The sequence below is a fragment of the Marinobacter sp. PE14 genome (assembly GCF_053566155.1).
Window position 1 is genome coordinate 257034 of record NZ_JBQXNY010000004.1, and the last position, 22670, is coordinate 279703.

A 22670-nucleotide genomic window follows, 5' to 3' on the forward strand; every position below is an offset into this window, starting at 1 on the left:
CCTGGCTGAAACACCAAGTCTGGCCGCTAGGCCGGCTACAAGGGATCCCATGCTGAACAAGTATCCGCTTTGGAAAAACCTGGTTATCCTGGTCGCGCTCGTGATCGGGTTTATCTACGCTTTGCCCAACCTCTTCCCCGACGACTACGCCATCCAGATTACTGGCGCCCGCAGTAGCACCGAGGTAAATGCCGGTGTGCTCGACAGGGCCGTTGATGTGCTGGAAAGCCGTGGCATCGAGGTGAAAAGCAGTACTCTTCAGGATCGGGATGCTCTGATCCGTCTCACCACCTCAGAGGATCAATTGCAGGCTCGTCCGCTGGTACAGGCGGCTCTTGGTAATGAATACCTGGTTGCACTGAACATGGCTGCTTCAACACCGGGCTGGCTCAAGAGTCTTGGCGCCGGCCCGATGAAGTTGGGTCTGGATCTTCGCGGTGGTGTCCATTTCCTGTTGGAAGTCGACATGGAAACTGCGGTTAGCCAGCGCCTGGAAGCCATGTCTGGCCAGATCAAGCGTGAGCTCCGTGAAGAGCGAATCCGTTATCGTGGCGGAGATGTGCAGGACAACCGCGAGATCGTTCTCAGCTTCCGTGATGAGGCCTCCCGCACCGAAGCCTTCAACATGGTGCGAGACCAGTACAACGAATTCCTTCTTGATGAGCAGACGGAGGGCGATGAATTCCTCCTCGTGCTGACGCTCTCCGAGGCCGAGGTCACTGCGATTCAGGACTATGCCCTGGAGCAGAACCTTACAACGATCCGCAACCGGGTGAACGAGCTTGGCGTCGCTGAACCTCTGGTTCAACAGCAGGGTTCTGACCGGATTATTGTTGAGTTGCCTGGCGTGCAGGACACTGCACAGGCCAAACGCGTACTTGGTGCCACCGCGAACCTTGAGTTCCGCATGGAGGCTCGTCAGGACGCCCCCAGCAGCGAGACCGAGGAGTTCGGTTTCCGGGATCAGCCCCAGCGTACCGCACGCCTCGAGCAGGAAGTGATCGCTACCGGTAACAACGTGGCCAATGCACAGCAGGCTTTTGACGAAAACGGCCAACCCCAGGTCAATATCACCATGGATTCCGTCGGTGGCGATCTGATGAACCGGGCCACCCGCAATGCCATTGGTCGCAGGATGGCAGTGCTGTTCATCGAGTATCGCACGGAAACCGAAACCAGAATGGTTGACGGCGAGCCTCAGGAAGTGGAGAACCGCGTCGTTGAAAAAGGCATTATCAGCCTGGCCACAGTGCAATCCGCCCTGGGTAGCAGTTTCCGGATCACCGGGCTTGATTCCATTCCGGAAGCCGCAGAACTTGCGCTGCTCTTGCGCGCCGGTGCACTTGCCGCCCCGATGTACTTCGTTCAGGAAAGGACGATTGGTCCTAGCCTTGGTCAGAAAAATATAGACGCCGGCATGATGTCCGTTGCGCTTGGTTTCGGGCTGGTGCTGCTCTACATGCTTGTCTACTACCGCGGATTTGGCGTGGTAGCGAACATTGCGCTGACACTTAACCTGATGCTGCTCGTTGCATGCATGTCGATCCTCTCGGCGACACTGACCTTGCCGGGCATCGCCGGTATCGTTCTGACCGTTGGTATGGCGGTGGATGCCAACGTGCTTATCTTTGAGCGAATAAAGGAAGAGCTGAAATCCGGTGTGCCGCCCCAGACGGCGATCAACTCCGGCTATTCCCGGGCTTTCGTGTCCATTTTTGACGCAAACATCACCACTTTGCTGGTTGCCGTGATTCTCTTTGCCATGGGCTCCGGTCCGGTGAAAGGCTTTGCGGTAACGCTGTGCATCGGGATCCTGACGTCGATGTTCTCTGGCCTGATGGTCAGCCGCAGCATCGTTAACATTGTTTACGGCGGCCGCAGGGTCGAGAAGCTGTCGATCGGAGGAAAGCTCGCCAATGTCTGAAGATCAAAAGCAACCGTTTGATTTCATGGGGTTGCGGAAGATTGCTTCCGTAATCTCCATTTCACTGATCGTTGTGTCCATTGCCCTGTTGGCTACCCGTGGCTTGAACCTGGGTATGGACTTCACCGGCGGGACCTCTGTTGAATTTGAATACGCCGAGGCTCCGCAACTTGATGAACTCCGCTCCAGGCTGACGGCTGCCGGGTACGAGCAGTTTTCCGTCCAGAACTTTGGGGCAGACACTACCGTGTTGGTACGGATGGCCGAGGCTGACAATGATCAACTGGCGCCGGAAGTGACCCGAACTCTCGAGGAAGGTGGCGCGGAGCTTGAACTGGTAAGTTCCGAGTTTGTGGGTTCCCAGGTTGGTGAAGAGCTCAAGGAAGATAGCGGCCTTGGCTTGCTGATCGCCCTTGCCGTAGTTCTGATCTACGTGGGCATGCGCTTCCAGTTCAAGTTCGGTATTGCCTCGGTGGTACCGCTTGCTCACGATGTAATAATTGTTCTGGGTGTCTTTGCGTTGTTCCAGTGGACCTTCGATCTTACCGTTCTGGCAGCTCTGCTTGCGGTTATCGGCTACTCGCTGAACGATACTATCGTTGTTGCTGACCGCATCCGGGAAAACTTCCGCAAGATGCGCGTGGGCGAGTCCTGGGACATTATCAACGAATCGATTCACCAGACTATCGCGCGGACAATCAATACCTCCGGTACAACTCTTGTGGTGCTGTTCGCCCTGTATTTTCTGGGTGGTGAGGCGATCAACAATTTCGCCCTGGCTTTGATTATTGGTGTGATTGTTGGTACCTACTCATCTATCTACGTGTCCGCAAACCTTCTGATGGTTATGGGCGTGTCCCGTGACGATCTGATCGTGCCGGCGAAAGAAGGCGCGGAAAACGCCGATGAGCAAGAAGAGCCGCCGGAGTGGCTGAACAGGATGTAACCGCATCTGTTTCGCCAGTTTCGGACATAAAAAAACCGCCACAGAATGTTGGCGGTTTTTTTATGTCCGTCAAAGCCGGAAGCCTCAGCGAGGCAGGCGGCCCCGGAACGGATGCAGGACCTTAAGGACTTCGCGGAACAGCTTCGGGTTTGCAACCACCAGCTGGCGGGCGTTCCCCGTAGACGGATTGCCCGAGAAATCACCGGTCAGGGCGCCGGACTCCATGGCCAGTGTGACGCCAAGGTCCAGCTCCGCGGCTTCCGGACGGAAGATGATGGCTGCGTCCATCAGTCCGGCGGACACACGGGCGATATCCAGCACCACGCAGCCGGAGGTGCGGAACATTCCGGAATCCCTGGCCAGTACAGCGGCCATTTCGCCCCAGAGCATCGGATCCTCGCTCTTTCGAGCCTGGTCCAGCAGATTGGTTGCGATGGCGGCTTTCTCCGGCAGCTTGATTTCCGAAGCGCGAACGCGGCGGCTGTTCAGCGCCGCGCCATGGCCGCGGCTGGCGGAGTATTCTTCGCCGGTAACGGGGTTAACCAGCAGCAGGTTTTCAGTTCGGTTATTTTTTTTCTGGGACAGGGCCAGAGCGAACTCCGGAATACCCCGAAGGAAATTTTCACGGCCCAGGACAGGGAAAATATGCCAGCTCTTTTCGCTGGTTCCGGCATCCGCTTCGTTCAAGGGCGCGATGCTGTGGTCCTTATAGGCTTTTTCGAGCTGTTCGGCAAAATTGTCATAGATAGATTGCTCAACCCGTTCCAGCTGACGACGGCGTTCTGAGTCGTCCTTGCCGGTAGGTTCCTGGCGCTCGAAATGGGCTTTCAGATAATCAGACCCCTGACGCGCGACGCGCAGGGCCATTTTAATAGCTGGTTGCATCTGAGTGTTCATTATCCGGGTGTGTGAAGGCCGGGTATCATAGCAAAAGATCACCCCGCTTGTATGTTTTTTGACTCAGCAATAGCACGGATAACCAGAGGTTACGGGTACTCCGGAGGGGCAGGGTGCCGGTGCTTTCTGCTATCATTGCCGCCCTGATCAATAACCTTGGGCCTGCTAACAATGCATAAAAGCGCACTTCCACAGGAAGGGACGGAAACATTCCAGGATCAGATCCGGATCGTTCTGGTTGAGACATCCCATTCAGGCAATATCGGCGCCGTCGCTCGTGCCATGAAAAATATGGGGCTCGGCAATCTGTGGCTGGTAAACCCGTCTTCGTTTCCGGATGAGGCTTCTTACGCCCGCGCGGCGGGCGCTTCGGATGTGCTTGATAGCGCCCACGTGGTGTCTTCGCTCGATGAGGCGCTCGCCGACTGTGTTCTGGTCATGGGTACCAGTGCCCGGGGCAGAAAAGTCCCCTGGCCGGTGTGCGCGCCGCCGGAGGCTGCGGCCGCGGCCGCAGAACACGCAGGAAGTGGCCCGGTGGCCATGGTATTCGGCAGGGAGAATCATGGTCTCAGCAACGATGAGCTGCAGCGTTGTCATTATCATATCCATATTCCCTCCAATCCGGATTACAGCTCTCTCAACCTGGCCATGGCGGTGCAGGTCATGTGCTATGAATTGCGGATGTATTACCTTCGAAGCCTTGAAGGCGGTGAGGGAAGCCCATACTTAAAGTCGATGACCAGGCCCGGGGACGAAGGATGGGATGTGCCACCCGCGAAAGTCCACGATGTCGAGGGCTTCTTTGGACATCTCGAGCAGGTCCTGATTGATGTTGATTTCCATCGGCGGGAAAACCCCAGGCAGCTTATGACGCGCTTGCGGCGGCTGTTCCAGCGAGCCAGACTTGATCAGATGGAGATCAATATCCTCCGTGGCATTCTCACCGCTGTGCAGAAAGCGGCAGGCACACGGAACAACAGCAAATCAACCGAGGCCGATACTGCGGCGACGGAACAGGATAATGGCCATGTTTGAGCGTTTGCGGGAAGACATTAACAGCGTGTTCCATCGGGATCCCGCCGCCAGGAATACCTTTGAAGTGCTCACCAACTACCCGGGTTTGCACGCACTGCTTTTTCATCGGTTTTCCCATTGGTTGTGGAGTTTGGGGCTGAAATGGCTTGCGCGGACCATTTCGACGATCGCCCGTTGGCTTACCGGCATTGAGATTCACCCGGGTGCGACCATCGGTCGCCGCTTTTTCATCGATCATGGCATGGGTGTCGTTATTGGTGAGACTACGGTGATTGGCGACGACGTAACCCTGTATCAGGGCGTCACGCTGGGCGGTACCAGCTGGAACAAAGGTAAGCGCCATCCCACGATCGGTAACAGTGTAGTGGTTGGTGCCGGAGCAAAGATTCTGGGGCCCTTTGAAGTAGGCGAGGGTGCCAAGATCGGTTCAAACTCGGTGGTTACCAAGGAAGTGCCTGCGGGTGCAACGGTGGTTGGTATTCCGGGACGTGTCATCATCAAGCGCAAAGGCGAAGATGATGCGCGTCGCAAGGAGATGGAAGAACGCATGGGCTTCGATGCCTATGGTGTCACAGAGGAAATGCCAGACCCGGTTGCCCGGGCCATGCGCTCGTTGCTGGATCACATGCACGCGGTGGATGACCGCATCGAGAACATGTGCAAGGCGTTGCGCAAGGTAAATAGTGAATACCAGAATGGCGAGTTGCCACCGCTACAGGAAGAAGACTTCGATTGCGTGCGCGACGACGATGAGGTTCGCCGGTGAATACTTGACTGAAATGGTTGGTCAATTCATACTCTGTTCTGCATTTTTGAGATTCAATCCCGCCATGGGGCTGACGCTATGAAGTTGACCACCAAAGGCCGCTATGCCGTTACGGCAATGCTGGATCTGGCTCTGCATGGAGACCAGGGGCCGGTGAGTCTGGCCGATATATCGGCACGTCAGGAAATCTCACTGTCCTACCTGGAACAGCTTTTCTCCCGTCTTCGCCGCCAGAAACTGGTTGTCAGTATCCGCGGTCCCGGTGGTGGATACAGGCTCAGTCGTCCTGCGGCTGAGCTTTACATTGCCGAAGTTGTTGATGCCGTCAGCGAATCGCTTGATACGACGCGGTGCGGTAACAAAGGCGATTGCCAGAATGGCGAAAAATGTCTGACCCACCATCTCTGGTCTGATCTCAGTGATCAGATTCATCAGTTTCTCAGTGAGATCAGTCTCGGAGATCTGATGAGGAAACATGAAATTCGCCAGGTTGCGGACCGGCAGAATCGCCGTCAGTCCGACAGTGGCTCTGAAACCATCAATACCGAACGCCTGTCCGATCAGGCGCCGGCCTGACACCAACAAGTTTCCGGAATCCATGAAAAAGCCCGTTTATATGGACTACGCGGCCACCACGCCCGTTGATCCAGCCGTTGCCGATGAAATGATGAAATACCTTACGCTGGATGGTGTATTCGGCAATCCCGCATCCCGCACCCACGCCTATGGTTGGCAGGCAGAAGCTGCAGTGGAATCTGCTCGCAAAAAGGTTGCCAGCCTCGTTCACGCTGATCCACGGGAAATTGTCTGGACCTCGGGGGCAACGGAGTCAGACAACCTTGCCATCAAAGGCGCGGTTGCCGGCCGACAGGGCGTTCATATCGTTACTTCCAGGATCGAGCACAAGGCGGTCGTTGATACCTGCAAGTGGCTGGAGCATCAGGGTACGGAAGTCACCTGGCTGGAGCCGGCAGCCGATGGAGTCATCGGTTTTGATCAGGTGCTGGATGCGTTGAAGGAAAATACCGTACTTGTCAGCCTGATGTTGGTGAACAACGAGCTGGGAACCATCAATGATATTGCCGCCATTGGCACCGAATTGCGCCAAAGAGGCATTCTCTTCCATGTGGACGCCGCCCAGGCTGCCGGCAAAATGACAATCGATGTCAGCTCCATGCCGGTGGATCTGTTGGCGCTTTCCGGGCACAAGGTTTATGGCCCGAAGGGCGTAGGTGCCCTGTACGTCAGGCGGTCGCCGGATGTTCGTATCGAGGCACAGATTCATGGTGGTGGCCATGAGCGAGGAATGCGTTCCGGAACGCTCCCCACCCACCAGATTGTCGGAATGGGGAAGGCGTTCGAAATCGCCCAGTCCGCACTTGAGCAGGAAATGGAGAAGCTGGAAGCCCTGCGCGAGGCGTTTCTTTCGGGGCTCCGGCCTCTCGAGGGTGTCACTCTTAATGGCAGTGAATCCCGGCGCGTTCCAGGCATCCTGAACCTTTCCTTTGGGGGCGTAGATGCGGAGTCCCTGATGCTGGGCCTGCGGGATCTGGCGGTATCCTCCGGTTCGGCCTGCGCTTCAGCCACGGTAGAGCCCTCATACGTCCTCCGTGGCATAGGGTTGAGTGATGAACAGGCCCATCGGGCGCTGCGTTTCTCCATCGGACGGTATACCACGGAAGAGGAAGTGGTCTTTGCCAGCTCGCAAATAGTTGATGTTGTTAGCCGGCTCCGCGCAGTGCGGTAGGAAGTTTGCCCCGGACTGCGTATAATCGCAGGCCAGAATTTTAACCATCCACAAACTGGAGAAATACCATGGCAACTGAGCGCACGCTCTCGATTATCAAGCCCGACGCGGTCGCAAAGAACGTGATCGGTGAAATCTACAGCCGCTTCGAGAAAGCCGGGCTGAACATCGTTGCTGCCAAAATGATGCACCTCACCCAGGAGCAGGCAGAAGGCTTTTACGCAGAGCATAAAGAGCGTCCGTTCTTTAACGACCTGGTTGCATTCATGACCTCCGGTCCGGTGGTTGTGCAGGTTCTGGAAGGTGAAGGCGCGATCCTGAAAAACCGTGATCTGATGGGCGCGACCAACCCGAAGGAAGCCGATGCCGGCACCATCCGTGCGGATTTCGCATCGTCCATCGACGCGAACGCCGTTCACGGCTCTGATTCCGCGGCTTCTGCCGAGCGCGAAATCGCTTACTTCTTCAATGACAACGAGATCTGCCCGAGGGGTTGATTGCGTTGATCGGAGGCGATCATCCGGTCGCCTCCGAATTGATTATCTGATCGAGGTTATGAAATGACAGCGGCCGCTGAAAAAACCAATCTCCTGGGAATGCCAAAAGCAAAGCTCGAGGCCTTCTTTGAGTCCCTGGGAGAGAAGCGTTTTCGTGCCACTCAGGTTTTGCAGTGGATCCATCAGCGTGGCGCTGATGACTTCGATCAAATGACCAATATGAGCAAGGCACTGCGGGAAAAGCTCAAGAAGGTGGCCGAGATCCGTGGCCCCGAGGTGGTTTACGACGAAACGTCCAAGGACGGCACCCGCAAATGGGTGATGCGCATGGACAACGGAAACAGCGTCGAAACCGTGCTGATTCCCGATGGCGAGCGCGGCACGCTCTGCGTGTCCTCCCAGATCGGTTGCAGTCTGGACTGCACCTTCTGCTCGACCGGTAAGCGTGGTTTCAACCGCAACCTCACCGCGGCCGAAGTCATTGGCCAGGTATGGGTTGCCCGCAAGGCTTTCATGCCTTTTGAGCCGGGTCCGGATCGGCCGATTACCAATGTGGTGATGATGGGGATGGGCGAGCCCCTGCTCAATTTCGACAATGTCGTAGATGCCATGAACCTCATGATGGAGGATCTGGCCTATGGGATCTCCAAGCGCCGGGTCACCCTGAGCACGTCTGGTGTTGTACCGGCTTTGGACCGTCTGTCGGAAGTTACCGATGTTTCACTGGCCATTTCTCTGCATGCCCCGAATGATGAACTCCGTAACAAGCTGGTTCCGTTGAATAAAAAGTACCCGATCGCGGAATTGCTGGCTGCCACCAAGCGCTACTTTGCCCGGTTGCCGGACAAGCGCAAGGCGACGATCGAGTACACCGTCATTGAGGGGATGAACGATCAGCCGGAGCATGCCCGTGAGCTCGCGGTGCTTTTGCGGGATCTGCCGTGCAAGATCAATCTGATCCCATTCAATCCGTTCCCGGAGAGCGATTTCCGGAGGCCGAGTATGAATGCGACACGACGGTTTCAGACGGTTCTGAACGAGGCTGGCTACATTGCGACCATCAGAACCACCCGGGGCGACGATATCGATGCCGCTTGTGGTCAGCTGGTAGGTCGGGTTGAAGACAGAACCCGTCGTAGCCAGAGGTACATTCAGGTTCAGCAGGTGAACCCCTGAACCAGGAACGTCTTGCAGCCCAATCTAGGAAGGGGACACCCGTGATAACAGCACCAGCAAACCGCCGTTTTTTTATGTTAGCCGCTATGCTGCTGACTGTGCTGGTTACAGGTTGCGTTACCACTACTGACAGTCGTTTTTCACGGGAAGCGGATCGCCAGGAGGCCCTCGATAACTATGTGAAACTGGCCACCGCTTATATCGGCCAGGGCAATCTTGAGCGGGCCCGTCATCATCTGGACAGAGCGCTCAAGCTCGATTCAGATGATCCTGGCGCCAGGGCAGCCATGGGCCTGGTTTATAACGCCGAGGGTGAGCCGGAGCTGGCCGAGCGTAACTTCAAAAAGGCGATTTCCGAGGATCCGGGCTATACCAGGGCGCGGGTTTATTACGGTGCTTTTCTGTTTGGGCAGGATCGCATGGGTGATGCTCGCGACCAGTTCCGCGCTGCCGCCCGGGACACCGGTTATCAGGATCGCGGTTCCGTATTCTTTAACCTGGGCATGACTCAGGAACGGCTCGGCGAGCTGGAGGCTGCAGCCACATCCTATCGCCGGGCAGTAGAGCTGACACGAGGCGATGCACGTTCCCTGCTGGCGCTTTCCCGGGTGTCCGTAGAGACTGGCGACTACGACGAAGCGGCCCGCTACTACTCGCGCCTGATTTCACTGATGCAACGAAATCAGCGTCTGGTCCACTCGCCGGAGAGCCTCCTTACCGGAATCCGCATTGCCCGCTTCTACAGTGATGAAAACCAGGAGGCGAGTCTTGCGCTTCAACTCAGAAATAAATTTCCGGAGTCAGTCGAATACCAACAATATAAGGTGCTGATTTCTAATGGCAACTGAAGAGAACTCACAGCCAGCTATGAAGGAGCCCGTAGGGCGGCAGCTTCAAAAGGCAAGGGAGAAAGCCGGTCTGAGTGCCGGTGATGTCGCAGCAGCGCAGCATTTGCGCCCTTCGGTGATCCAGGCGATAGAGTCGGGAGATTACAGCCAGATTGACAGTGAACTCTTTCTGAAAGGGTACGTCAGGGCTTATGCAAAACAGGTTGGGCTGGATGCAGACGCAGTGATTGCCGACCTCGACCAGGAACTGGAACCCATTCGGCAACAGCAGGAACAGGAGCAGGAAGCCAATCCGCTGGTTGATATCGAACGTCGCAGACGTCGTAAACGTCAGTTGGCCAAGGCTCTGTTTTTCCTGGTGGTGCTGGGCATTGCCGGATACCTTGCTTTCACCTTTCTCGCTCCTGAACAGGGTCCGGCGCCTTCCGAGCCGGAATCAGTGCCGGAAGGGCCTGCTCCTGCTGAAGCCGAGGAATCGGCTGCGTTGACCGAGCCAGAACGCTCCGAACCAGTGCTTGTTGCCAGTGCTGAGGAGTCGGAATCGGCAGTCATGGAGGTTGAGGCGCCGGCCGTGCAACAGCCGGAAACTGAGGCTGAAGCGCCTGAAACCGACATTGTTGAAAATCAGGTGCCTGAAAACACAATAGCTACTGACGATAGCGCGTCTGATGCAGCTGAGCCTGTTACCGACCAGATTCCCGCGGTCGTCCAGACCCCCGAGCCGGTTCTGGAAGACCCGAATGGGCTGTCGGACGTGTCGGACACCGGTCGGCTCCTGATTCGCTTCAGTGACGATTGTTGGGTGCAGATCAGTGACGCAGCCGGTAACCGCCTGGTGAATTCGCTCCAGCGTAACGGGGATCTGATTGATATCGAGGGGCCAACGCCCTTAAGGGTTGTGATTGGCGCAGTCGATGCGGTTGAATCCATACGTTTCCAAGGCGAGCCAGTGGATATCGGTGGCTACCGGGTTGTCAACAACCGGTCAGAATTCACCCTGACAATCTGAAATTTGATCAAATTTTCCATATCGGTCAGTAAGACATGAAACAGGATTCCCCGATTACCAGACGCAAATCCCGCCAGATCATGGTGGGCAATGTTCCTGTGGGTGGTGACGCTCCGATTGCGGTGCAGAGCATGACCAACACCGAAACCTGCGATGTAGAGGCCACGGTTGGCCAGATTACGGCATTGCAGGAAGCGGGTGCGGACATCGTGCGTGTTTCCGTTCCGTCGATGGACGCCGCTGAGGCGTTCGGGAAGATTCGGGAGCAGGTTTCCCTGCCGTTGGTTGCCGACATCCACTTCGATTACAAGATCGCTCTTCGGGTAGCAGAACTGGGTGTGGACTGTCTCCGGATCAATCCGGGCAATATCGGCCGTGATGATCGCGTCAGTGCCGTCATCAGTGCAGCCCGCGACGGCAACATTCCCATTCGCATCGGTGTGAACGCCGGTTCGCTGGAGAAGTCTCTCCAGCGCAAATATGGCGAACCCACGGCAGACGCGTTGGTGGAGTCCGCCATGCGCCACATCGATATCCTGGATCGTCACGACTTTCAGGATTTCAAAGTGAGCCTGAAAGCGTCGGAAGTGTTTATGACGGTAGAGGCCTACCGTAAGATTGCCCAGCAGATTGAGCAGCCCCTGCACCTTGGCATCACCGAGGCCGGTGGGCTGCGATCCGGAACCGTGAAGTCTTCCATTGGCCTAGGCATGTTGTTGATGGATGGCATCGGTGACACCATCCGGGTATCGCTTGCAGCGGACCCCGTGCAGGAAATCAAGGTGGGCTTCGATATCCTCAAGAGCCTGCGGCTGCGCAGTCGCGGTATCAATTTTATCGCCTGTCCCAGCTGTTCCCGTCAGAATTTCGATGTCATCCAGACCATGAATGATCTGGAAGCTCGTCTGGAGGATGTCAACGATTCTCTGGATGTGGCGATCATCGGGTGCATCGTAAACGGCCCGGGTGAGGCGAAAGTGGCGGACCTGGGACTTACCGGCGGGAGCCCCAAGAACCTCTTTTACATGGCGGGCAAGCCGAACCAGAAGCTGGACAACGCGACATTGACGGATGATCTGGAGCGCCTGATTCGCGAGGAAGTGGCACGGCGCAAGGAACAGGAAGATTCGATTATTGCCCGGTCAGACAACTGATTGTTTCCAGTTCCCGGCACAACTATCCAGACAGAGTTAAGGGTTAACATTGGCAAAGATTCAGGCAATTCGCGGGATGAACGATATCCTGCCGGAGCAGACGCCGGTTTGGCAGTTTGTGGAATCCACGGTTCGCAGGGTACTGGCCCAGTATGGCTACCAGGAAATCCGCATGCCGATTGTGGAACAGACCGATCTGTTCAAGCGTTCGATTGGTGAAGTGACCGACATCGTCGAAAAGGAAATGTATACCTTTGAAGACCGCAACGGTGACAGTCTGACCCTTCGCCCGGAGGGCACCGCCGGTTGTGTTCGGGCAGCTGAAGAGCACGGTCTTCTGTTCAATCAGACCCGTCGTCTCTGGTACACCGGCCCCATGTTCCGGCATGAACGTCCGCAAAAAGGCCGCTACCGCCAGTTCCATCAGATTGGCGTGGAATGTTTTGGCATGAGCGGTCCGGACATTGATGCCGAACTGCTCATCTTGACTGCCAGGCTCTGGAAAGAGCTCGGGCTTGCCGAACACACCCGGCTGGAGATCAATTCCATCGGAACGTCGGAGTCCCGTCGGGTTTACCGGTCCGCCCTCGTGGATTACCTTGGTCAGTTCAAGTCAGACCTGGATGCCGATAGCCAGCGTCGCCTCGAATCAAACCCCCTGCGCATTCTGGACAGCAAGGATCCTTCGACGCGGAAAATCCTGGAAAACGCGCCCAGCCTTGACGACTATCTTGACGAAGAATCCCGCGAGCACTTCGAGCGTCTGAAGGCGCTTCTTGAGGCCGCAGGGGTGAATTATTCAGTGAATCCAGCGCTGGTGCGGGGCCTTGATTACTACGGCAAGACGGTTTTCGAATGGATAACCGACAGCCTCGGCTCCCAAGGCACGGTTTGTGCCGGTGGTCGATACGATGGCCTGGTGGAACAGCTGGGTGGCAAACCGACGTTCGCAGTAGGCTTTGCAATGGGCCTTGAGCGCCTTATTCTACTGCTGGAAACGCTGGAGCTGGTTCCTGAGCACGTGAACAGCAATGCCGATATTTACGTAACGGCGATGGGCGAGGGCGCATTGGCGCCTGCACTCGTTTTGGCGGAAAAGCTCCGGGCAGCCTTGCCAGGGCGTGTGATTGTTTCCCATTGTGGCGGCGGTAGTTTCAAAAGCCAGATGAAAAAGGCAGATCGCAGTGGTGCCAGGTATGCGGTGATTCTGGGCGAGAACGAAGTGGCCAATGGCACCGCCGGGCTTAAACCCTTGCGTGCTGACGAGCCGCAGGCCGAGATCGCCCAGGACAAGCTTGCGGACACTCTGGCAGCGGCACTGGCCGGCTGAATCTGAACAAATTTACTGATATAAAAGCAAAAATTCGACTACAGGAGTCCTCATGGCAGAGTTGCGCACCGAAGAAGAACAGGTCCAGGCGATCAAGGACTGGTGGAAAAAGAACGGCAGCTCACTGCTCATCGGTATTGGTGCGGCGCTGGCCATTGTGTTTGGCTGGCAGGCTTGGCAGAACCATCAGGCCCAGCAGCGTACCGAAGCGGCCAATCAGTTTGCCAACTTGCTGAATGCCTTCAGCGATCAGGCCGATGAAACCAGTGGCGAGACTGTCGCTTTTGTGGCGCAGACTCTCCGGGAAGACTACACCGATAGCGCCTATGCGGTTTACGGCAACCTGATCCTGGCCCGTCAGCAACTGATGCAGGAGGGCAGCGCGGAGGCCGCCATTGATTCCCTGAAGTGGGCCCTGGAAAACACCGGTGAACACGAGGCACTGGCACTTGTCGTGCGCAATCGTCTGGCGCGCGCCCAGTTTACCGCAGGCCAGTATGAAGATGCTCTGGCCACCATCGACGGAGCCGGTAATGCCGGTGCGTTTGACGCCATGTATTCCGAGCTTCGTGGCGATATCCTGCTTGCCCAGGGCGACCGTGAGGGTGCGCGTGAGGCCTACCTGGCTGCCCGTGAGCAGAGTCAGCAGGGCCGTAGCGGTATTCTGGAACTGAAACTGGCAGACCTTGGCGTCGGGGAGGATGCCTGATGCCGGTTCTCCGCGACAGGATCTCGAGACGCGGATTTTTCCTGGGGCTGGCGCTTCTGGCTGCGCTTTCCGGTTGCAGCAGCACGGATACCTTTGAGCAACCTGTACCGGTTCCCGAGATTGAGGCTTCCGCCGAATTTGAACGCGTCTGGAGCATGTCCGTCGGCGATGGCCATGATGGTGATTTTCTCTACCTCGCGCCACTGGTTACCGGCGATCTGATCTACGCTGCCTCTGCAGACGGTGAGCTGTACGCGGTAGCGACGGATTCCGGAGAGGTTGTCTGGGAATCCGAATTCGGAGATCGCATCTTCTCAGGGCTTGGTGGTGATGGACAGAACCTGTACCTCACCACCGAGAATGCCGATCTGGTGGCTCTTTCCCGAGAGGATGGCTCTGAGGTTTGGCGTCAGTCTTTGCCGACGGAAGTGTTGTCTTCGCCACAATCCAACGGTTCGCTGGTCGTGGCCCAGACGACCGACGGAAAGGTACTTGGCTTCAGTGCCACCGATGGCGAGAAGCTCTGGCAGTATGATGGCACCGTTCCGGTTCTGTCCATGCGGGCTGCTGCTGCTCCACTGGTTGGCGGTGATGTTGTGATTGCGTCTTTTGCCAGTGGCAAGCTGATCGCGCTGACGGCAGCGTCGGGCCAGCCCATGTGGCAATACGAGGTGGGTCAGGCCCAGGGGCGCACTGAGCTCGAAAGACTGGTGGATGTAACCGGCCAGCCGCTTGTCATTGAGACTGCTGTGATGGTGGTTGGTTACCAGGGCAAGCTCGCCCTCGTTGATATTCGTACCGGGCAGGAGATCTGGAGCCGGAAGGCCTCCAGCCTCTACTCTCCGATGATTGGTGGCGGTCAGATCTATCTTGCCGCTGCCAATGGCGAGATCGTTGCCCTCAGAGGCTCGGACCGTCGGGAGGTATGGACCCAGGATCGTCTTGCCTGGCGCCAACTGACCCAGCCAATGGTTTACGAAGACTATCTGGTGGTGGGCGATTTCGAGGGCTACCTCCATGCGTTGGATCGCGAGGACGGCAGCCTGGTTGGGCAGCGCGAATTCGACGATGAGGGTATCCGCGTACCGGCACAACGCCTCGCCAATGGTAACCTGCTGGTTTTTGGCAACAGCGGAAAGATGGCCGTATTCCAGGTTAAGCCGCAGGATTGATCCCCAATTATGACCCCAGTTATTGCCCTTGTCGGACGCCCTAACGTCGGCAAATCGACATTGTTTAATCAGATGACCCGTTCCAGGGATGCCCTGGTTGCGGACTTTCCGGGGCTTACCCGAGACCGCAAATACGGTGAGGGTAGCTACGAGGGCCAGCGTTTCATCGTAATAGACACCGGTGGCCTTACCGGTGACGAGCAGGGTCTTGACCTGGAAATGGCCCGACAGTCGATGCAGGCGGTAGAAGAAGCCGACATCGTGCTGTTCCTGGTGGACGGTAGGGCCGGCCTTACTGCAGGTGATGAGCTCATTGCAGACAATCTCCGCCGCTCGGGCAAGCAGGCGCATCTGGTCGTGAACAAGACCGATGGACAGGATCCGGACATTGCCGCGTCGGACTTCTACAGCCTTGGCTTTGAATCCACGTTCCTGATCGCAGCCTCCCACAACCGCGGAATCCGCTCCATGCTTGAAATCCTGCTGCCCTCTGAAGAGGAGCGGGAGGAAGAGGACCGTGCAGATCGCTACCCCGGCATCCGGATTGGCGTGGTAGGCAGGCCGAACGTGGGCAAGTCCACACTGGTCAACCGTATGCTCGGTGAAGACCGTGTGGTGGTTTACGACATGCCGGGCACCACCCGGGACAGCGTTTATATACCCTACGAGCGCCAGGGCAGCGAATACACGTTGATTGATACCGCCGGTGTCCGTCGAAGGAAGAATGTCAGCGAAGTGGTGGAGAAGTTTTCCATTATCAAAACGCTGCAGGCGATCGATGACGCCCATGTGGTTATTCTGGTTATTGATGCCCGGGAAGGCCTGGTTGATCAGGATCTTCACCTGATCGGGTTTGTGTTGGATGCCGGTCGCTCGCTTGTCATCGCCGTTAACAAGTGGGACGGCATGGACCCGGAAGACCGCGCCCGGGTGAAAGAGCAGGTTCAGCGTCGCCTCGATTTTCTGGATTACGCTGATAAGCACTATATCTCCGCGCTTCACGGCTCCGGCGTGGGCGTGATGTATGAGTCGGTGCAAGCCTGCTACGAGTCTGCCATGGCGAAATGGCCAACCAACCGCCTGACTGCGATTCTGCAGGATGCTATAGCCCAGCATCAGCCACCCATGGTGCACGGTCGCCGGATCAAGCTGCGCTACGCGCACCAGGGCGGTTCCAACCCGCCCGTGATCGTGGTTCACGGTAACCAGGTGGATTCGCTGCCGGGCGCATACAAACGGTATCTTGAGAATACCTTTCGTAAGGTCCTGAAAGTAACGGGTTCACCAATCCGCTTCGAGTTCAAATCGGGTGAAAATCCGTTTGCCGGTAAAGTGGATCGGCTGACTCCGCGTCAGAAGGTCAAGAAAGACAACGACGAGAAGAAGGGCCGTCGTCCGAAAAAACAGCGCCAGAAGAGTCTCAAGCGCTGAGCGAATGGCCGGGCTCAGGTCTCATTCCTGGTCCGGCCTCGCACTTTCCACCTGTTTGGCCTGCACTGCGGTCAAAGCAACCGTAAACACGATATCCTCCACCAGAGCCCCGCGTGAAAGGTCGTTCACCGGCTTGCGCAAGCCCTGCAGCATTGGCCCGACACTGACCACATTGGCACTTCGCTGAACCGCCTTGTAGGTGGTATTGCCGGTGTTCAGATCCGGGAATACGAAGACCGTCGCCTTGCCTGCAACTTTACTGTTCGGCGCCTTGCTTCTTGCGACGCTTTCGATGGCCGCTGCATCGTATTGAAGTGGTCCGTCTATAAGCAGATCCGGCCTGCGCTCGCGAGCTATCCTCGTCGCCTCTCTTACTTTCTCGACATCCTGACCGCTGCCTGACTCTCCGGTGCTGTAACTGATCATGGCCACCAGAGGCTCAATACCAAAGGCTTCCGCCGACTCCGCGCTCTGGATTGCGATGTCGGCCAGTTCCTCGGCATTAGGGTCTGGGTTGATTGCGCAGTCCCCGTAGACCACCACCTGTTGCGGCAACAACATGAAAAACACGGAAGACACTACCTTTGCATGCTCATGGGTCTTGATCAGTTGCAGGGCAGGGCGCACCGTATTCGCCGTTGTGTGAATGGCACCGGATACCAGTCCATCAGCTTCGTCCAGAGCCACCATCATGGTACCGAGAACAACGTTGTCTTCGAGCATGGCTTCCGCCATATCCGATGTCAGCCCTTTATGCTTGCGAAGCTCTACCATCGGAGCGACGTAGCGTTGTCGCACCTCCCCCGGATCAATGATCTCGATATCCGCAGGCAGTTCCAGATCCTGGGAATCCGCTACCCGTTTTATCTCTGCAGCATTCCCGATCAAGGCACACCGTGCCAGCCTGCGTTGATGGCAGATGATGGCGGCCTGCACGGTTCTTGGTTCGCTGCCCTCTGGTAACACAATGCGCTTGTTCGCTGCCCGGGCTCGCTCAGACAGCTGGTATCGGAAGGCGGGAGGGGAAAGCCTGTCCTGACGAGCAACCTTGAGATGCTGTTGCAACCAGTTGGTGTCGATACGGGTTGCCACCGCTTCCATCGCTTTTTCAATCCGGTTGGGGTCATCAATCGGGATGGCCGCCGACAGGTTGGCCAGCATGTGGGCTGTTTCGTAGGTATTGGCGTCTGAACCCAGAACCGGCAGGCCTGTTTCAAGGGCCCTGTGGCACAGGGTAATTACTCGCTGGTCAGGCATCAGGCCACCGGTCAGCATCAGGCCGGCCAGTGGAACCCCGTTGAGGGCCGCAACAGCGGTGGCCACCACGATGTCTTCGCGATCTCCGGGCGTTACCAGAAGAGTGCCTGGCCTGAGGGTTTCGGTCATATTCCGAATGCTGCGGGCGCAAACCGATACCTTCTGAACCCGTCTGGCGTGCATCTGGCCCTCATTGAGGACCGGCAACCCGAGTTCCCGGGCGATGTCGGACACCCTGGGGGCCAGCAACTCCGCTTGCCACGGAATTTCGGCTATGAGGTGAAAACGGCCTTCGCTGAATACCGTGCACTCCGTCTGGTAGTCGACAGTCACGGGGGCAGGGTGGTTGCTGTTGGAACGAGGCTCAAGGCCCGACTGGTCGGGCTCCCCAACTTTGTTCAGGATGACGCCAATAACATCCGGGTCACTGGGGTTGGCAAACAGGCGTGATGAGAAGTCCAGTTCGTCATCCAGTTGTCTGGCGTCCAGGTTTTTGGGCGTGCTCACCAGGATTACCTCGGAACCCAGGTTACGGGCAACTTCCACGTTCAGCCTGGCGATATAGGCTTCGCTGCGGTCCGGAACCAGGCCTTCGATGATCACCACATCCACATCCCGGGCAACCTTCTGGTATTCACCCACGACTGTTTCGAGGAGGTAGTCGGCTTTGCCTCTGTTGAGCAGTTGTTGCGCTTCCTTGAGGGCAATCGGGTCTGGCGGATTCAGATGGCTGCTGGCCCTCACAAACGCCACCGACGAGTCCTGGCCAGCGTTGTGCATGGATTCTGCGTGGTGAACAGCCTGGCAGAAGGGTTTGTAGAAGCCAACGCTGACGCCCACCCGTTCAAGGGCGCGTAACAGCCCCAGGCAAACGGAGGTCAGGCCTGAGTCCATGGAAGTCGGTGCAAAAAAGAGACTCTTTGCCATAGTGGTATTCCTGATGATGCGTTTGGGTCAGACCTGAATGTCAGAGCCTGCAAGCCGGGCTGCTTCCCGGGCAATGACCAGCTCCTCGTTGGTGGGTATCACCAAAACCGGGAATCTCGAGTCGGGGCTTTCAATATGTCCGTCGCTAAATTGGCCATGATGGATATTGAGGTCCTGGCTGAGCTCGAATCCCGCCAGTTTGAGATGGCGAATGGTTTCTTCTCTGATCCGCGGGCTGTTTTCCCCGATGCCACCGGTGAAAACCAGAGCATCCAGCTGGCTCAGAGACGCCATCATTGCGCCAACGTAACGGGCCAGGCGGAAGCAGAACACATCAATAGCGGTTTGTGATGGTTCATGTCCATGGTCCGCTAGTTCACAGAGTGAGCGCATGTCGTTGGTCTGGCCTGACAGGCCAAGGAGGCCACTCTCCTGATTCAGAACCCGATGAACCTCCTCCGCGGCGATGCCCTTGCTGCGAAGAAAGTCGAACAGGCCGGGATCGACATCCCCACTACGGGTCCCCATCACCAGACCCTCAAGTGGCGTCAGGCCCATGCTGGTATCCACACTGATTCCGTCACGGATGGCGGTAATGCTGCACCCGTTGCCCAGATGGGCCGATATGACAGAGGTGGTTGCCGGCGTTTTGCCCAACAAACGGGCGGCTTCTGACGCCATAAAGGCGTGACTGGTACCGTGGAATCCGTATCGCCGAATCCCCCATTCGCGGTACCAGGCCTCTGGAAGCGCATAGAGGAAGGCCCGCCTGGGCAGGGTCTGATGAAACGCGGTGTCGAAAACGGCAGTCTGCGGTGCATCGGGAAACTGTGCCAGGGTTGCCCGAATTCCGGACAGGTTGACCGGGTTGTGAAGAGGGGCAAGGCCGGCACAGCTTTCAATGGCTTCGAGCACTTCGCCATCAATGAGTACGGCCTCATGGAAGGTCTCACCACCATGAACGACCCTGTGACCTATGGCCGAGGGAGCTGTTGTCATCAGTCCCAGGTCCCGGAAACCCTTGACCAGTGTATCGAGCGCCTGATCATGGCTGGCGCCAGCGTCCAGAGGGATCGTTCCTTCCTGACCTTCAATGTGGGCAAATGCATCGCTCTGGCCCAGCCGTTCGGCCAGAGCGGACGCCAGTTTCCTGTGTTGGTCGTTGAATAGTGCGAGTTTGAGGGATGAGCTGCCGCAGTTAACGACAAGTACGGTGTCTTCCATGGGAATGGGTGTCCAACGGTTTTAAGCTATACGCGATGATTGCTGGCCAGCCAGGCATCAAAATCCGCCGCCGGCAGCGGGCGACTGTAGAAATACCCCTGGGAGAAGTCACAGCCTTCCTTCTTCAGGAAGTGGGTCTGAGCCTCTTCCTCAACCCCTTCGGCGATAACACGCAGGCCCAGGCTATGAGCCATGTTGATGATGGCTCTTACCAGTGAGGCGTCCTCAGGCTCCTTCATGACGTCCTGAACAAAAGACTTGTCAATTTTCAGGGTATCAAACGGATAGCTCTTGAGGTAACTGAGTGCTGAATAGCCAGTACCAAAATCGTCTACGGACAACCGAATGCCGGCTTTGTCCAGTTGGCGCAGGATTTCTGCGGTTTCGATAGAGTTGTCCAGAATCAGCCGTTCGGTAATTTCGAGTTCCAGCTGTTCCGGCGCCAGGCCGCTGGTTGTCAGGGCGTGCATGACAGCCTCGGTAAAACCCGGATCGCGGAACTGACGGGGCGACACGTTGACGGAAATGCCAATGTTTTTCCCGGTGGCTTCCTTCCATCCCATGGCGGCCCGACAGGCCTCCAGGAGAACCCACTCACCGATCGGTGTAATCAGGCCGGTTTCCTCAGCCAGGGGAATGAATCGATCGGGCATTACCATGCCCATGGCCGGATTGTTCCACCGCAGCAGCGCCTCAACCGAGCAAAGCGTGCCGGAGTCGGTATTAACAATCGGCTGGAAATACAACTCGAACTCCTTCAGCTCCAGAGCCCTGCGCATGCTGGACTCCATCTTCAGGCGTTCATGGGAGACTTCGGTCATTTCCGGCGCGAAATGGGCAAACGAGCTCTTGCCCTTGTGTTTGGCCTGATACATGGCTGCATCGGCGTGCTGCAGGAGCGTGCCGCTGTTGTCAGAGTCCGTCGGGAAAATGGCGATGCCGATACTCGTGGTTACGAACACCTCCTGTCCATTCAGTATATAGGGTGGCGAGAAGGTCTTAAGGATACGCTCCGCGACCTGCGAGGAAGCCTCGGGGCCAGTCAGGCCCGGCAGGATCACCAGGAACTCATCGCCACCCAGTCTGGCAACGGTGCTGGTACCGCGAAGGCAGCTGGAAATTCGGCGGGCCGCCTCGATCAGCAGGTTGTCGCCGGCATCGTGGCCAAGGGTGTCGTTAATGTGCTTGAAGTTGTCTAGATCCAGGAACATGACGCCCACAAGCGTACTTTCCCTGCGTGCCTGGGCCAGAGCCAGCTTCAGTCGGTCCAGGGCAAGCATCCGGTTGGGCAGCCCGGTAAGGATGTCGTAGTTGGCCTGGCGCAGCAGTTGCTGTTCATAGCGTTTCCGGATGCTGATGTCCTCACCGAGGATCAGGTACCCGGTGGTGCCGCCGGCCTCGTCTTTGATCGGGGTGACAATCAGTTGCTCCCAGAAGCGTTCTCCGTTTCGGCGCACACTGTTCACTTCACCCTGCCAGACTCCGACTCGTTGCACCTGCAAGCGGATGGATTGCCACAGGTGTCGGCTTTCACGGTTCTCTATGTCGTTGTCACCCAGTGCGCCAGGGTGTTTGCCGATGATGGAGGCAGCCTCATAACCGGTTAACTGGGTGAATTTCTGGTTGGCAAACTCGATACGCCATTGACGGTCGCAGATCAGAACCGAGGACGGACTCTGCTCAATGGCCTTGGAAAACTTGCGGATTTCTGCCGCATCCTTTTGTTGCCGTTCCATGTCCGCGTTCAGACGTTCACGCATCTGGTTAATGGCGTCCGTGACACGGCCGAGCTCATCGTTCCGGTTAGACGGCGTGTTGGGCCTTTCCAGGGTAAGTGGCTTAGACGGTGTTGTCAGTGAGAAGTCGCGGGCATAGTTCGCCATGGTGGTCAGATGGCGCGCAACGAAATGCTGGAATATCCAGATGATCAGTATCGAAACAAAGAACGTCTTCAGGAACTGGGTCAGCAGAATGACACCCACCTTACGCTTCAGTTCGTCGTAGACGCGATCAAGGTCGGCGGTCACCGTCAGTTCGCCCAGCTTGAACATTTCATCGCCCTGATGGACGAGGCTGAAGCGGTGAGACGTGGTTTTCGCGTCCCTCGGTATCTCACCCATAACCAGTTCGGAATCCGGTTCGATTCGCAAGCGAAGGTGCACCACATCGGGCAGGCTGAGTATGCCTTCCATCTGGGTTTGCAGGAGCTTCTGGTCCAGGGCCCACAAACTTCGGGCAAGGCTGGAGGCGTAGCCCGACTCTACGACCTGCATGCGGTTGTCGATTTGCGAGAGATCTTTTCGGTAATCGGAGTAGATCTGGAGCGCGGATGCCACCAGTGTAAAGGCCGAGCTGAATAGCAGAATCCAAGCCAACAGCCTGAAAGACAGGGGCGAGCCTGTGCGAAAACGTTGAAGACGCGTCGACAGTTTTGGCATGTCTTGAACTTCAGCCACCCAGACCGGTTAGGAGATCGGACACTTCCTTTGTTTCCGACTATAGCAGCAGTTTCTTTCGAATGCCTTGCAAATGCAGGAAAAATCGAGGGAAATGTGTTGTGGTTCAGTATTTATGCGTACATCTGGTCTGACAAATACGTTGACCTGGATCAATACCTTGCG

At 56.9% G+C, this 22670-nt stretch carries 19 protein-coding genes; 15 read left to right on the plus strand and 4 right to left on the minus strand.

Annotated features, from left to right (window positions below; all coding sequences use genetic code 11):
* Window positions 1-49: 49 nt before the first annotated feature.
* Both secD and secF read left to right on the plus strand, forming a co-directional pair.
* The gene (gene secD / locus ACWJ62_RS14760) at window positions 50-1924 is read left to right on the plus strand and encodes a protein translocase subunit SecD (RefSeq protein WP_449286868.1); all 1875 of its coding nucleotides are present in this window, start codon (window positions 50-52) and stop codon (window positions 1922-1924) included.
* Window positions 1917-2870 (plus strand): protein translocase subunit SecF, encoded by a 954-nt coding sequence (gene secF / locus ACWJ62_RS14765; protein ID WP_449286869.1) that lies wholly within the window; start codon window positions 1917-1919, stop codon window positions 2868-2870. The genes secD and secF overlap by 8 nt, the downstream gene beginning before the upstream one ends.
* A gap of 84 nt (window positions 2871-2954) precedes the next feature.
* Here secF and ACWJ62_RS14770 read toward each other — a convergent pair whose 3' ends face one another.
* Entirely contained in the window at window positions 2955-3755 is an 801-nt protein-coding gene (locus ACWJ62_RS14770) for an inositol monophosphatase family protein (RefSeq protein WP_053115017.1), read from the minus strand.
* 183 nt (window positions 3756-3938) lie between these two features.
* Here ACWJ62_RS14770 and trmJ point away from each other — a divergent pair, with 183 nt between their 5' ends.
* The 13 genes from trmJ (at window position 3939) to der (ending at window position 16641) form a co-directional block, all read left to right on the plus strand.
* A complete protein-coding gene (gene trmJ, locus ACWJ62_RS14775; RefSeq protein WP_014576900.1) occupies window positions 3939-4802 on the plus strand; it encodes a tRNA (cytosine(32)/uridine(32)-2'-O)-methyltransferase TrmJ in 864 nt (287 codons plus the stop codon).
* Window positions 4795-5568 (plus strand): serine O-acetyltransferase, encoded by a 774-nt coding sequence (gene cysE / locus ACWJ62_RS14780; RefSeq protein WP_449286870.1) that lies wholly within the window; start codon window positions 4795-4797, stop codon window positions 5566-5568. Before trmJ ends, cysE begins: the two co-directional genes overlap by 8 nt.
* Before the next feature lie 78 nt (window positions 5569-5646).
* Window positions 5647-6144, plus strand: a complete 498-nt coding sequence (gene iscR / locus ACWJ62_RS14785) for a Fe-S cluster assembly transcriptional regulator IscR (protein WP_449286871.1) — start codon at window positions 5647-5649, stop codon at window positions 6142-6144.
* A 22-nt stretch (window positions 6145-6166) separates the two neighbouring features.
* Window positions 6167-7315, plus strand: coding sequence for an IscS subfamily cysteine desulfurase (locus tag ACWJ62_RS14790; RefSeq protein ID WP_449286872.1), 1149 nt, complete (start codon window positions 6167-6169; stop codon window positions 7313-7315).
* A 68-nt stretch (window positions 7316-7383) separates the two neighbouring features.
* Entirely contained in the window at window positions 7384-7812 is a 429-nt protein-coding gene (ndk, locus tag ACWJ62_RS14795) for a nucleoside-diphosphate kinase (RefSeq protein ID WP_069184985.1), read from the plus strand.
* A gap of 63 nt (window positions 7813-7875) precedes the next feature.
* Entirely contained in the window at window positions 7876-8988 is a 1113-nt protein-coding gene (rlmN, locus tag ACWJ62_RS14800; protein WP_449286873.1) for a 23S rRNA (adenine(2503)-C(2))-methyltransferase RlmN, read from the plus strand.
* 74 nt (window positions 8989-9062) lie between these two features.
* Window positions 9063-9836 (plus strand): type IV pilus biogenesis/stability protein PilW, encoded by a 774-nt coding sequence (gene pilW / locus ACWJ62_RS14805; protein ID WP_449286874.1) that lies wholly within the window; start codon window positions 9063-9065, stop codon window positions 9834-9836.
* Entirely contained in the window at window positions 9826-10845 is a 1020-nt protein-coding gene (locus tag ACWJ62_RS14810; protein ID WP_449286875.1) for a RodZ domain-containing protein, read from the plus strand. Before pilW ends, ACWJ62_RS14810 begins: the two co-directional genes overlap by 11 nt.
* 35 nt (window positions 10846-10880) lie before the next feature.
* Window positions 10881-11999, plus strand: coding sequence for a flavodoxin-dependent (E)-4-hydroxy-3-methylbut-2-enyl-diphosphate synthase (ispG, locus tag ACWJ62_RS14815; protein ID WP_449286876.1), 1119 nt, complete (start codon window positions 10881-10883; stop codon window positions 11997-11999).
* Between the two features lie 49 nt (window positions 12000-12048).
* Window positions 12049-13329 (plus strand): histidine--tRNA ligase, encoded by a 1281-nt coding sequence (gene hisS / locus ACWJ62_RS14820; RefSeq protein ID WP_449286877.1) that lies wholly within the window; start codon window positions 12049-12051, stop codon window positions 13327-13329.
* Window positions 13330-13381: 52 nt separating this feature from the next.
* The gene (locus ACWJ62_RS14825) at window positions 13382-14038 is read left to right on the plus strand and encodes a YfgM family protein (RefSeq protein ID WP_449286878.1); all 657 of its coding nucleotides are present in this window, start codon (window positions 13382-13384) and stop codon (window positions 14036-14038) included.
* A complete protein-coding gene (gene bamB / locus ACWJ62_RS14830) occupies window positions 14038-15210 on the plus strand; it encodes an outer membrane protein assembly factor BamB (RefSeq protein WP_449286879.1) in 1173 nt (390 codons plus the stop codon). The genes ACWJ62_RS14825 and bamB overlap by 1 nt, the downstream gene beginning before the upstream one ends.
* A gap of 9 nt (window positions 15211-15219) precedes the next feature.
* Entirely contained in the window at window positions 15220-16641 is a 1422-nt protein-coding gene (gene der, locus ACWJ62_RS14835) for a ribosome biogenesis GTPase Der (RefSeq protein WP_449286880.1), read from the plus strand.
* Between the two features lie 21 nt (window positions 16642-16662).
* Here the strand turns inward: der and pta are convergent, their stop codons facing one another.
* From pta to ACWJ62_RS14850, 3 genes are read right to left on the minus strand one after another with little or no spacing between them, the layout of a single operon-like run.
* On the minus strand, window positions 16663-18825 hold the full coding sequence (gene pta / locus ACWJ62_RS14840) for a phosphate acetyltransferase (protein WP_449286881.1): 2163 nt from the start codon (window positions 18823-18825) through the stop codon (window positions 16663-16665).
* Between the two features lie 27 nt (window positions 18826-18852).
* On the minus strand, window positions 18853-20049 hold the full coding sequence (locus ACWJ62_RS14845) for an acetate/propionate family kinase (protein ID WP_449286882.1): 1197 nt from the start codon (window positions 20047-20049) through the stop codon (window positions 18853-18855).
* A 26-nt stretch (window positions 20050-20075) separates the two neighbouring features.
* Entirely contained in the window at window positions 20076-22487 is a 2412-nt protein-coding gene (locus tag ACWJ62_RS14850) for an EAL domain-containing protein (RefSeq protein ID WP_449286883.1), read from the minus strand.
* Between the last annotated feature and the right edge of the window lie 183 nt (window positions 22488-22670).

Bases quoted from the DNA above. Each gene is read 5' to 3' on its own strand.
- secD (WP_449286868.1), top strand. From the start codon at position 50: ATGCTGAACAAGTATCCGCTTTGGAAAAACCTGGTTATCCTGGTCGCG.
- secF (WP_449286869.1), top strand. From the start codon at position 1,917: ATGTCTGAAGATCAAAAGCAACCGTTTGATTTCATGGGGTTGCGGAAG.
- ACWJ62_RS14770 (WP_053115017.1), bottom strand. From the start codon at position 3,755: ATGCAACCAGCTATTAAAATGGCCCTGCGCGTCGCGCGTCAGGGGTCT.
- trmJ (WP_014576900.1), top strand. From the start codon at position 3,939: ATGCATAAAAGCGCACTTCCACAGGAAGGGACGGAAACATTCCAGGAT.
- cysE (WP_449286870.1), top strand. From the start codon at position 4,795: ATGTTTGAGCGTTTGCGGGAAGACATTAACAGCGTGTTCCATCGGGAT.
- iscR (WP_449286871.1), top strand. From the start codon at position 5,647: ATGAAGTTGACCACCAAAGGCCGCTATGCCGTTACGGCAATGCTGGAT.
- ACWJ62_RS14790 (WP_449286872.1), top strand. From the start codon at position 6,167: ATGAAAAAGCCCGTTTATATGGACTACGCGGCCACCACGCCCGTTGAT.
- ndk (WP_069184985.1), top strand. From the start codon at position 7,384: ATGGCAACTGAGCGCACGCTCTCGATTATCAAGCCCGACGCGGTCGCA.
- rlmN (WP_449286873.1), top strand. From the start codon at position 7,876: ATGACAGCGGCCGCTGAAAAAACCAATCTCCTGGGAATGCCAAAAGCA.
- pilW (WP_449286874.1), top strand. From the start codon at position 9,063: ATGTTAGCCGCTATGCTGCTGACTGTGCTGGTTACAGGTTGCGTTACC.
- ACWJ62_RS14810 (WP_449286875.1), top strand. From the start codon at position 9,826: ATGGCAACTGAAGAGAACTCACAGCCAGCTATGAAGGAGCCCGTAGGG.
- ispG (WP_449286876.1), top strand. From the start codon at position 10,881: ATGAAACAGGATTCCCCGATTACCAGACGCAAATCCCGCCAGATCATG.
- ACWJ62_RS14825 (WP_449286878.1), top strand. From the start codon at position 13,382: ATGGCAGAGTTGCGCACCGAAGAAGAACAGGTCCAGGCGATCAAGGAC.
- bamB (WP_449286879.1), top strand. From the start codon at position 14,038: ATGCCGGTTCTCCGCGACAGGATCTCGAGACGCGGATTTTTCCTGGGG.
- der (WP_449286880.1), top strand. From the start codon at position 15,220: ATGACCCCAGTTATTGCCCTTGTCGGACGCCCTAACGTCGGCAAATCG.
- pta (WP_449286881.1), bottom strand. From the start codon at position 18,825: ATGGCAAAGAGTCTCTTTTTTGCACCGACTTCCATGGACTCAGGCCTG.
- ACWJ62_RS14845 (WP_449286882.1), bottom strand. From the start codon at position 20,049: ATGGAAGACACCGTACTTGTCGTTAACTGCGGCAGCTCATCCCTCAAA.
- ACWJ62_RS14850 (WP_449286883.1), bottom strand. From the start codon at position 22,487: ATGCCAAAACTGTCGACGCGTCTTCAACGTTTTCGCACAGGCTCGCCC.